Raw genomic sequence first — 11,043 nt, 5'->3', positions numbered from 1 at the left:
CGCCGGGCGAGAATGGGCCGGTGCGGTACCGAATTCTGGGCGTCACAGAGGCGCAGACCGAAGAGGGCGCCCCCGTACCCGTCGGCGGCCCGCGGCTCCGCGCGCTCCTCGCCGCACTGGCCCTCCACGCGGGTCGCCCCGTCCCGGTCGACGTGCTCATCGACGAGGTGTGGGCCGACGAACCGCCGTACGACGCCCCTGCCGCCCTGCAGGCGCTCGTCGGCCGGCTGCGCCGGGTGCTGGGCCGGGAAGCCGTCGTCTCAGAACCCGGCGGCTACCGCCTCACCGCGGCGGCCGACGACATCGATCTGCACCGGTTCGAACGCCTGGTGCGTGAGGGAACCGCGGCGCTCCACGCGCGCGATGCGGTGTCCGCCGCCCGCATCCTGAGCGAGGCGCTGGCCCTGTGGCGCGGCCCCGTCCTCGCCGATCTGCCGGACCGCAGCGCCGCCACGCGCCTCGAGGCGCAGCGCCTGGAAGCCACACGCGCGCGTGCCCAGGCCGAGCTGGCACTGGGCCGCGCCCCCGGCCTCGTACCGGAGCTGAAGGAGCTCGTCACCGCGCACCCGTACGACGAGCCGCTGCACGCGCTGCTCATCCGCGCCCTGCGCGACGCGGGCCGCCGGGCGGACGCCCTCACCGCGTACGAGGACGCGCGCCGCATCCTGGCGGACGGCCTCGGCACCGATCCGGGCCCGGAACTGCGGGCGCTCCATGCGGAATTGCTCGCGCCGGAGGGGGTCGCGTGGGGTGGGGTCCTCGAGGGGAACCGGGCGGGGAGCCCGGCGGTGGGTGCGCCCAGCGGGGCGCGAAGCCAGGAGGCTGGTGCGCCCGACGGGGCGGGGAGCCGGGACGCGGGCGCGCCCAGCGGTGCGGGGGGCCGGGGTGCGGGTGCATCCAGCGGGGCGGGGAGCCGGGTGGCGGATCCGTCCGGCCCGTCCATCGCTGCGTCTGCTGGGCGGGCGGACGGGCCTGTCGCGTCGATGGGCGCAGAGGCAGGTCCTGCTGCCGCGCCCGCCGCGCCAGGCGCATCTGCCCTCGCCGACCCACGGGCATCCCCCTCCGCCGCGCCCGGCGGATCCGCGCCCGCGCTCGGCGGATCCGCGCCCGCGCTCGGCGGATCCGCGCCCGCGCCCGGCGGATCCGCGCCCGCCGCGCCCACCGCGCTCGGCGAGTCCGCGGGTGCTGGGCCTGGCGAGCCCCCGGGTGCGGGGCCGGCTCAGCCCGCGCACCCCGCCGCCACCCCCCACCGCCCCGAGCGGAAGGGCAATCTCCGGCCGCGGCTGAATTCCTTCGTCGGGCGGGAACCCGAACTCGCCGCCATCCGTTCGGACTTGCAGAGAGCACGCCTGGTCACCCTCACCGGACCCGGTGGCTCGGGCAAGACCCGTCTCGCCGAGGAAGCCGCCGCCGGGCATCCCGACGCGTGGCTGGTCGAGCTGGCCCCGCTCGATCAGCCGGAGGCGGTCCCGGGTGCCGTCGTCAGCGCGCTCGGCCTGCGCGAGACGGTGCTGATGACGAGCGAGCTGACGGCCCCGCAGGACGACCCCGTCACCCTGCTCGTCGAGTACTGCGGGCCACGAGGGCTGCTCCTGGTCCTTGACAACTGCGAACACGTGATCGACGCCGCGGCCCGGCTCGCCGAGACCCTGCTCACCCGCTGCCCGGACCTCACCGTGCTGGCCACCAGCCGCGAGCCCCTCGGCGTACCCGGTGAATCCGTGCGCCCCGTCGAGCCGCTGCCGCCCCACCCGGCGTACCGCCTCTTCACCGAACGGGCCACGGCCGTGCGCCCCGGGTTCGAGGCCGCCGCCGATGCCGATACGGCGGCCGTCGCCGAGATCTGCCGCCGTCTCGACGGGCTGCCGCTCGCCATCGAGCTGGCCGCCGCCCGGCTGCGGATGCTCACGCCACGGCAGATCGCCGACCGCCTCGACGACCGCTTCCGCCTCCTCACCAGCGGAAGCCGTACCGCACTGCCGCGTCAGCAGACCCTGCGGGCGGTCGTCGACTGGTCCTGGGACCTCCTCGACGAGCGTGAACGAACGGTTCTGCGGGAGCTGTCCGTCTTCGCCGGCGGCTGGGACCTCGAGGCCGCGGAGGCCGTCTGCACCGGACCGGCCGCGGATGTCGTCGGCGCACTCGTCGACAAGTCCCTCGTCGTCGCCGCGCCCTGCGCCAGGGTCGAGGACGGCATGCGGTACCGCATGCTCGAAACCATCCACGAGTACGCGTCCGAGCGCGCCGCCGAGGCCCCGGAGCTGCGGGCCACCGCAGAGCGCCGCCACTCCGCGTACTTCCGCGCGCTCGTCGAGAAGGCCGAGCCCCTCCTGCGCTCCGCCGAACAGCTGCCCTGGATCCGGCGGATGGAGACCGAGCTCGACAACATCCGCGCGGCCCTGCACCGGGCCGTCGCGACCGGCCACGAGGAACAGGCCTGTGCCCTGGCCCTGGGGACCGGCTGGTTCTGGTGGCTGCGCAACTTCCGCAGGGAGGGCGTCGAGTGGATCGAGCGCATCCTGCGCATGAGCGCGGCCACGGACATACGGGACGCGCCCTCTCCGTGGTGGGCCGAACTCCCGCCCAGTCTCACAGCCGAGGAGCAGCCCCGACCCGGCCCCGTGCCGCAGACGGGTCCCGCAGTCGAGGGCCAGTCCGGCCCCGGCCCCGTGCCGCAGACGGGCCCCGCAGTCGAGGAGCAGCCCGGCTCCGCCTTCGACCGTTCCGACGACCCCCTCTACTGGCCCCGGATGAGCCTCCGCCTGCTGCATCTCTTCCTGGTGGCGGAGTCCAGGCCCGGCGCCTTGCTGACCAGTGAGCGGGTGCGTGAGTACGTCACCCAGGTGCAGCACGCCTTCGACAAGCCCGTGCCCGCCGCGGCCCGCTTTCCCGGTCTGATCTGGCCCTTCACTCCGCTCCTCCTCGGCGGGCCCCCGGATGTCGGCGAGCCCCTGGAGGCGGCGGTCGCCAACTGCCGCCGGTTCGGCGGGGACTGGGAGGTCGCCGTCCTGCTGATGTTCCGTACGCACACGGTCGTCGACTCCGTCGGCGGCGTGGAGGGCATCGACGACGACCTCGCGGAGCTGCGGAGACTGGGCCGGCGGGTGGGCGACCGCTGGGTGCGCGCCCAGGTGTCCAGCGCCGCGGGCGAGGCGGCGATGGCCCGCAGCCGCTTCGACGAGGCCAAGGAGGAGTACGAGGAGGCACTGCGGCTCGCGTACGAGGTGGGTGCCTACGCGGAGACGCCCTTCCTGATCGCCCGGCTGGCGGAGATCGCCTACCGCTCGGGGGACCGGGAGACAGCCGGGAAGGCCCTCGACGAGGCAAGCGCCGAAGCGGATCGGCACGGGGTGACGGACTCACGGGCCTTCGTGCGGCTGCTGGCGGCCATGATGGCGCTGGACGACGGCGACGTCGTACGCGCCCGCATGCTGTGTGACGCAGGCCGCGAGGAAGCCGCGCGCGGCACGCCGCCGCCGCAGTTCATCGCCGGTATCGCGGCTGTCGACGCGCGGATCGTCGCCGTCGAGTCGGGCCCTGAGCATGCGCTGCCGCGGGTGGCCGAGATCCTGCGCGAGGCCGTCGCGAGCGGGTGCGCCGAGGCGGTGACGGCCGCGCTCGTGGACACCGCCGCCACCTTCCTGGCGCGCCTCGGCGACCATGCGCGCGCCACCCGGCTGCTCGCTGCGGGCGCCCACTGGCGCGGCGGACACCCGCGTCCGATGCCGGATCGGGCCGAGGCCGAGGAGGTCGCCGCCGATGCCCGCGCGGCACTGGGCCCGCGGCGCTACGAGGCCGAGTACGAGGCGGGTGCGGGCCTCACGGCCGACGGTGTGCTCGCCGAACTGGCAGCGGCCCTCGCTCCGTAAGCCGGCCGTGTCCCCCGATCCCGCCCTGACGCTCGATCCCGCCGTGACTCGCCGATCCCGCCGCAACCCCCGCCGGACGAGCTGGTCCGCGCGGCCCGCGTCGGCGACGGCCTCCCCGGCGTCACGCCGGCCGCGACCTGAGCCCCTCCAGCAGGATGTCCAGCAGCCGCGCCGACGCCGCCGCCTGCTGGGCCGCGTCCGGCAGTGCGGGCGCGGCCGTGGCTATCACCAGCAGGACGTCCGCGACGGTGACGTCCGCCCGCAGCTCACCGGCCGCACGCGCCCGCTCCACCAGTCGGCCGACGACCTCGAGCAGCTCCGCCGCCCCCGCGTCGCCCGGCTCGTCGGCCTTCGCCGTCCGCTGCCCGACCAGGCGCAGTTCAGGCCCCGCCGACTGGGAGGCGCGCTGCTGCGGCACCCGCGTCTCGTCGAACCCGGTACCGGCCGCACCCGCGCCCGTACCGTCCTCTGCGACGCCCACCCGCAGCACCTGCGGCGGCAGCAGCCGGCCCGCGCCCGAGGCCACGGACGTACGAAGGAAGCGCGACAGCGCCGACCACGGCTCGTCCTCCTGGCCGAGCGCCGCACGGGCCTGCTCGGTGAGCCGCGAGGTCTCCTCCTCGGCTATGCGCCGGACCAGGACCTCCTTGCTGGGGAACCGCCGGTAGACCGTGCCGACGCCGACCCGGGCCCGCCGCGCCACGTCCTCCATCGGCGCGCCGTACCCCAGCTCCCCGAAGACCTCGCGCGCCGCGCGCAGCACGTGCTCCAGATTGCGCTGAGCGTCCACCCGCAGCGGCGTCGTGCGCCCTCCGTCGCCCACGGCACGCCCGTCACCGACGCGCGAGTCGTGCGTCCCATGGGTGCCGTGCGTGCCGTGCGATCCCGCCGCCGCGAAGGCGGATGTGGACGACCAATGAGAGTCCTGAATATGCATGTTTGTTCCCCCGGTAATGACGTCTCCCCCCGGAGACTCTCCCCGCCATAGGCAGCCGGAGCGCACAGGAACACACGTGGTCCCACGAGCCCACTGGCCGGGCCCGTCGAGAGCATCCCCCCACACCCCGACGAGACACGAACATAGTTGAGCCGGAGTCAATTCAGAAGAGGGACGTTCCGCACGGCGCGTACCACGATCGGAGTACGTACCGGTTCGACCCCGATTGCACCCCCGCGCTCCCCGTAGCGCCCATCCGCTGACCTGCGCTTCTTTCAGAGAGTCCGACAAATCGCCCAACTATGGCCGCTCGCTCTGTCCGGTCACATAATTTGCCGGGACTGTGGACAAACGCCGGTGACGGGTGCGTCATGGGATGGTGAACGCTGCGATCAATGACGGCACACCGCATCCGACAGCCACTGCACGGCAGGCGGAATCCCCCGAGCGCGCGCGCATTCTCGTCGTGGGCGGCGGCTACGTCGGGATGTACACGGCTCTGCGTCTGCAGCGGAAGCTGAAACCCGAGTTGCAGCGGGGCGAGGTCGAGATCGTCGTCGTCACGCCCGACCCCTACATGACGTATCAGCCGTTCCTGCCCGAGGCGGCCGCGGGCTCCATCTCGCCCCGGCATGTCGTGGTGCCGCTGCGCCGCGTCCTCGACGGCTGCCGCGTCGTCGTCGGCGAGGCCCGGTCGATCGACCACGCCAAGCGCACCGCGACCCTCACCACGCTCGCCAGCGAGGAGGAGGGCGCGGGCAGCGTCACCCTCGCGTACGACGAGCTGGTGCTGGCCCCCGGCTCCGTCTCGCGCACCCTCCCGGTCCCCGGTCTCGCCGACCACGGCATCGGCTTCAAGACCGTCGAGGAGGCCATCGGCCTGCGCAACCACGTCATCGAACAGATGGACATCGCCTCATCGACCCGCGACCCGGCGATCCGCGACGCGGCCCTCACCTTCGTCTTCGTCGGCGGCGGGTACGCGGGCGTGGAGGCCCTCGCCGAGCTCGAGGACATGGCCCGCTACACCGCGCGGTACTACCACAACGTCAAGCCCGAGGACATGAAGTGGATCCTCGTCGAGGCGACGAACCGCATCCTCCCCGAAGTCGGCGAGGAGATGGGCAAGTACGCCGTGCGTGAGCTGCGCCGCCGCAACATCGACGTACGCCTGGAGACCCGCCTCGAGTCCTGCGAGGACCGGGTCGCCGTGCTCAGCGACGGCGCGCGCTTCCCGACCCGTACGGTCGTGTGGACCGCCGGCGTCAAGCCGCACCCGGTCCTGGCCGCCACGGACCTGCCGCGGAACGAGCGCGGCCGCCTCAAGTGCACCGCACAGCTGACCATCGACGGCGTCACGCACGCGTGGGCGGCCGGAGACGCCGCCGCCGTCCCCGACATCGCCGCCGGCGAGCCGGGCAGGGAGTGCGCCCCCAACGCCCAGCACGCGGTGCGCCAGGCGAGGGTCCTCGGCGACAACATCGCCGCCTCACTGCGCGGCGAGCCCCTCCAGGAGTACGCGCACAAATACGCCGGATCGGTGGCGTCACTGGGGTTGCACAAGGGCGTTGCGCATGTCTACGGACGCAAGCTGAAGGGCTACCCTGCCTGGTTCATGCACCGCGTCTACCACCTCAGCAGGGTGCCCACCTTCAACCGCAAGGCCCGCGTACTCGCCGAATGGACCCTGTCCGGGCTCTTCAAGCGGGAGATCGTGTCGCTGGGTTCGCTCGAACATCCCCGTGCGGAGTTCGAACTCGCGGCCGGTGGGAAGCCTCAGGACAACCCGAAGGGGTCGTCCTGAACGGAGGCAGGAACTCCGGCAAGTTGACCGGCGTCTGACGGATGTCAGTCCCGTCGGCCAGACTGTTCCGTGATGGTGACCGCGACCATGACCATGACGATGCCGGACGGCCGTTCCTGCGCCCGCACTCGACATCACCTTGACATCACCAAGACATCTTGAGGCTTTCCCCAGTGCTGTATCTGTCCGGAGTGCGCAGCCGCCGACCACGGCTGCGCGGCGGTCCGGACCCCCGGCCGTTCAGGAGCTGGCCGAAGACGACGACACGAGGCATGAATCGGTGAACTTCACGCGCTGGAGCGCCCGGCTCCCCGGAACGCAGCGCCGCGCGGCAGCGCGGGCCGACGAGACGGCCTCCGCGGTACCACCCGCGGACGGAGGGGGCTCCGTTCCCGCGGCCCGCGTCGAACAACTGACCGACACGGACGCGGCATCGGCCGCGGCGGCCCTGGACGATCTCCCGGTCCGCGAGGTCCTCGACCGCATCCCGGCCCTCGTCGCCCTCGTCCACGGCCCGGAGCACCGCATCGCCTACGTCAACGACGCGTACGCAGCGGCGTTCGGCCCCCGCCCTGCCGGCGAACCCGCGCGCGAGGCCCTCCCCGAGCTCGACGAGATCGGTCTGCTGCCGCTTCTCGACCAGGTGCTGCGCAGCTCCAGACCCCGCACCGTCAAGTCCCGCAAGGCCCTCGACGGTCGCTCGTACACGTTCACCTGCACCCCCGTCGACACCCTGGCAACGCCCGAAGGCGGCGGCGTCCTGATCTTCGCCGCCGACGTCACCGACCACGCCGAGGCCGCCGAACGGCTGCGCGCCAGCGAGCGCCGCCAGCGCGAGACCGCCGTCACCCTACAAAGGTCCCTGCTGCCGCAGGAGTTGGAGGAGCCCGACGACCTGCGCATCGCCGCCACGTACCAGCCGGGCGGCACCGACGCGGCCGTCGGCGGCGACTGGTACGACGTGATCACTCTCGGCGGCGGCCGCACCGCCCTGGTGATCGGCGACGTGATGGGCCGCGGTGTGCGCGCCGCGGCCGTTATGGGCCAGCTGCGCACGGCGGTCCGGGCGTACGCCCGCCTGGACCTGCCCCCGCACGAGGTCCTGCAGCTCCTCGACGGCCTCGCCGCCGAGATCGACCCGAACCAGATCGCCACCTGCGCATACGCCGTCCACGACCCCAACGAGGGCAGGCTCGTGTACGCGTCCGCGGGCCATCTCCCGATCCTCGTACGCGACGAGAAGGGCACCATCCACCGCGCCGAGGAACCCACCGGTCCTCCGCTCGGCACGGGCGGCTGGATGCACGCCTCCGGCTCCGTCCCGCTCGGCCCGGGATCCACCGCCGTGCTCTACACCGACGGCCTCGTCGAGCGGCGCGGCGAGGACATCGACGAAGGCGTGGCCGCCCTCGAACACGCACTCGCCGGAGCGACCGGTACTCCCCAGGTCGTCTGCGACCGTCTCATCCGCACGGCGGGCGTCACCGCGGACCATGCCGACGACGTCGCCGTACTCGTTCTGCAGCACCCCGCGCGCAGCGGCCCGGACGAGGAGCTCTTCCGCAATGCCGCGCTCGAACTGCTCGGCGGCGTGGAAGCCGCCCCACGCGCGCGTGCCTTCGCTTCCGGCGTCCTCACCAGCTGGCGCTTCCCGCCCGAACTGCACGACCTGGGCGTCCTGGCCGCCAGCGAACTCGTCGCCAACTCGCTCCAGCACGGCACCCCGCCGATGCGTCTGCGGCTGCGCCGCACCGATCGCCGCCTGATCATCGAGGTGACCGACGGCAACGACCATCTGCCGCGCCGCCGCCGCGCCGAGCCCGCAGACGAGACGGGCCGCGGCATCTCCATCGTCGCCACGATCGCCTCCAACTGGGGCTCGCGCCGCACGCCCGGGGGCGGCAAGGCGGTGTGGTGCGAGTTCGCCCTGCCCGGCGCCACGTAGGCTCCGCGCCGTCCGGTTCACCGCCACACCCGCGTACAGCGGGAATCCCGTCAGGCGCCGGACGGCACCGGCTCGGCCGGAGCACCGCCCTGCGCCACCACGCGGCCCCTGGTCAGCGACGGCTGGTCCTGCACCGCGGTGAGCCGGCGGCCCAGCCGCAGCGCCAGCACCGTGATGCCGAGCGAGAAGAGCAGGAACGTCACGATGTACGGCGCATGCAGCGAAGCCCCCATCGGACCGCCCACGGCCGGACCGACCGCCAGCGCCAGCTGCTTCACCAGGGCGAACGCGGAGTTGTACTGCCCCACCATGCCCGTCGGCGCCAGATCCGCCACCAACGGCGCGAGGGTCGGCGACAGCATCGCCTCACCCAGCCCGAACAGGGCGTACGTCGAGACGAACGCGGCCGTCGCCATGGCCTGCCCGACGTGCCCGAGCCCCGCATAACCGGCGAACGCCCACGCGACCGCCCACAGAATCCCCACGGACGCGATCACGCGGGACCGCCTGCGCCGTTCGACGAACTTCAGCACCGCGAACTGCGCGACCACGATCACCGCCGTGTTCGCCGCCAGCGCGATCCCCAGCGTTGACGCCGAGATCCCCGCGGCCTCCACGCCGTACGCGGACAGGCCCGACTCGAACTGTCCGTAGCAGGCGAAGAACAGTACGAACCCGAGTACACACAGCTGCACCATCGCCCGATGCCGCAGCAGCGCCCGCACGCCGTTCCCGCCGACCGCGGACTCCTCCCGCGGCACGGCACCGCGGAGCGCCGACGTCTGCGGCATCCGAACCGTGGCAGCGATCGCGGCCAGCACCAGGAACATCACGGCCTCGATCGAGAACAGCAGAGTGAAACTGCCAGGCCGGTGCTCGTCGACGATCTGGCCTCCGATCAGTCCGCCGATGCCAAGCCCCAGGTTCTGCAGGAAGAACTGCATGGCGAAGGCACGCGTGCGCGCGCCCGTCTCCGCGCACGCCACGATCAGGGTCGCGAGCGCCGGCTGCATCACCGCGGTGCCCGCGCCGAGCACCGCGGCCGACACGATCGCCGCCACCTCTCCACGCGCGAAGCCGAGCGCCAGAGCGCCTACGGAAGCGATCAGCGAGGCGCCGACCAGCACCGGAAGCGGCCCACGCCGGTCGAGGGCGCGACCGGTGACGGGCAGGACGACCAGAGCGGCGACGGCGAAAGCGGCGAGCACGACGCCCGCCGTACTGGCTCCCAGGCCCCGCACCTGCGCCACATAGACGTAAAGGAACGGAACGGTGAAGCCGACGCCGAACGCGCTCAGCGCGCTGCCGATCTGGATCCGGCGCATCGCTGCACCCGTAGCCCTGGTCACTTTCCCCTCAACTCTCAAGACTTCGAACCTAAATTTCGAAGATAAACAGTACAGGCTGAAGGACTTCGATGCCAAGCGAGATCATGCGATACTGCCGACCATGGGCGATACCCCCGGCGTCTCTGAGCCGACCCTCGAAGAGCAGATCGCCGCCTACCAGCGCGAATTCCAGGACCTCGACCCGCAAGTGGAAAAGATCGTCTCGGCCTTGGGGCGCCTCAACCGCCGTATGAACGTCGCCTACGGCCGCCAGACCGCGACCCTCGGCATCAGCAACGCCGAGTGGGAGGTCCTCAAAGCCCTCGTCCTCTCCGGCGCCCCGTACCGCATGGGTCCCGGAGACCTCGCCAAGCGACTCGGCCTCACGCCTGCCGCGATGACCCACCGCATCGACCGGATGGTCGCCGAGGGGCTGGTCACTCGCGAGAGGGACGAGTCCAACCGGGTACGCGTCATCGTCGAGCTCACGGCCGAGGGGCGCGAGAAGTGGCTCGAGGCCATGCGGCTCGCCTCGGTCTTCGAGGAGGAGCTGCTCCAGGACCTCTCCGCGGAGGAGCGCACCACGCTGGGCGAGGTGCTGACCCGTCTCCTTCGGCGCGTGGAGGCAGCCCAGCCGGACGCCGGCGGACGCCTCAGTGACCTGGACTGACCTGGTCAGGCCCTGGGCTGACCTGGACTGATGTCCCTCACCGGCCGCGCCGAAAAAATCTTGTCTGGGAGTGTTGACATCGCCCTGGGCGATCCGTAGAGTTCTTCGGGTTGCCAGGAGAGGTAACGGTTCTCCGGCAACACCTTTCGCCGCTCACGCGGCACCCCAAACCATCAGCAGGAACTCCCAGCGGGATTGTTCTCGGCGCGCCCGAATTCAATTCCAAGGCTCGATTATGAGTCGCCGGGACAATCCGCTAAGGTTTGGGACGTCGGAACGGCCCAACAGCCGGAAAGACAGCCCACTCTGACTGGGAATCAGGCCCGAAAGGATCTGATAGAGTCGGAACCGCCGGAAAGGGAAACGCGAAAGCGAGAACCTGGAAAGCACCGAGGAAATCGGATCGGAAAGATCTGATAGAGTCGGAAACGCAAGACCGAAGGGAAGCGCCCGGAGGAAAGCCTGAGAGAGTCTCTCGGGTGAGTACAAA

6 protein-coding genes are annotated in these 11,043 nt (G+C 72.2%); 4 read left to right on the top strand and 2 right to left on the bottom strand.

Going from position 1 to position 11,043, the window contains the following annotated elements:
* Nucleotides 1–20: 20 nt before the first annotated feature.
* The gene (locus STSP_RS36740) at nucleotides 21–3,869 is read left to right on the top strand and encodes an AfsR/SARP family transcriptional regulator (protein WP_107441224.1); all 3,849 of its coding nucleotides are present in this window, start codon (nucleotides 21–23) and stop codon (nucleotides 3,867–3,869) included.
* A gap of 121 nt (nucleotides 3,870–3,990) precedes the next feature.
* On the opposite strand, the gene STSP_RS07605 is transcribed toward STSP_RS36740, so the two are convergent.
* Complete coding sequence (locus STSP_RS07605; protein ID WP_067273848.1) at nucleotides 3,991–4,806, bottom strand: TetR/AcrR family transcriptional regulator; 816 nt, start codon at nucleotides 4,804–4,806, stop codon at nucleotides 3,991–3,993.
* A 376-nt stretch (nucleotides 4,807–5,182) separates the two neighbouring features.
* On the opposite strand from STSP_RS07605, the gene STSP_RS07600 reads away from it, so the two are divergent.
* Both STSP_RS07600 and STSP_RS07595 read left to right on the top strand, forming a co-directional pair.
* On the top strand, nucleotides 5,183–6,610 hold the full coding sequence (locus STSP_RS07600) for an NAD(P)/FAD-dependent oxidoreductase (RefSeq protein ID WP_078066966.1): 1,428 nt from the start codon (nucleotides 5,183–5,185) through the stop codon (nucleotides 6,608–6,610).
* A gap of 280 nt (nucleotides 6,611–6,890) precedes the next feature.
* On the top strand, nucleotides 6,891–8,555 hold the full coding sequence (locus STSP_RS07595; RefSeq protein ID WP_067273845.1) for an ATP-binding SpoIIE family protein phosphatase: 1,665 nt from the start codon (nucleotides 6,891–6,893) through the stop codon (nucleotides 8,553–8,555).
* A gap of 50 nt (nucleotides 8,556–8,605) precedes the next feature.
* Here STSP_RS07595 and STSP_RS07590 read toward each other — a convergent pair whose 3' ends face one another.
* Nucleotides 8,606–9,880: an MFS transporter gene (locus STSP_RS07590; protein WP_198547296.1), complete on the bottom strand. Its 1,275-nt coding sequence runs from the start codon at nucleotides 9,878–9,880 to the stop codon at nucleotides 8,606–8,608.
* Nucleotides 9,881–10,004: 124 nt separating this feature from the next.
* On the opposite strand from STSP_RS07590, the gene STSP_RS07585 reads away from it, so the two are divergent.
* Nucleotides 10,005–10,553 (top strand): MarR family winged helix-turn-helix transcriptional regulator, encoded by a 549-nt coding sequence (locus tag STSP_RS07585; protein WP_067273840.1) that lies wholly within the window; start codon nucleotides 10,005–10,007, stop codon nucleotides 10,551–10,553.
* The last annotated feature ends 490 nt before the right edge of the window (nucleotides 10,554–11,043 follow it).

Source organism: Streptomyces jeddahensis (assembly GCF_001642995.1).
GTDB classification, from domain to species: Bacteria; Actinomycetota; Actinomycetes; order Streptomycetales; family Streptomycetaceae; genus Streptomyces; species Streptomyces jeddahensis.
This window is presented reverse-complemented; position numbering and strand designations above follow the sequence as displayed.

Bases quoted from the DNA above. Each gene is read 5' to 3' on its own strand.
- STSP_RS07605 (WP_067273848.1), bottom strand. From the start codon at position 4,806: ATGCATATTCAGGACTCTCATTGGTCGTCCACATCCGCCTTCGCGGCG.
- STSP_RS07590 (WP_198547296.1), bottom strand. From the start codon at position 9,880: ATGCGCCGGATCCAGATCGGCAGCGCGCTGAGCGCGTTCGGCGTCGGC.
- STSP_RS07600 (WP_078066966.1), top strand. From the start codon at position 5,183: ATGGTGAACGCTGCGATCAATGACGGCACACCGCATCCGACAGCCACT.
- STSP_RS07585 (WP_067273840.1), top strand. From the start codon at position 10,005: ATGGGCGATACCCCCGGCGTCTCTGAGCCGACCCTCGAAGAGCAGATC.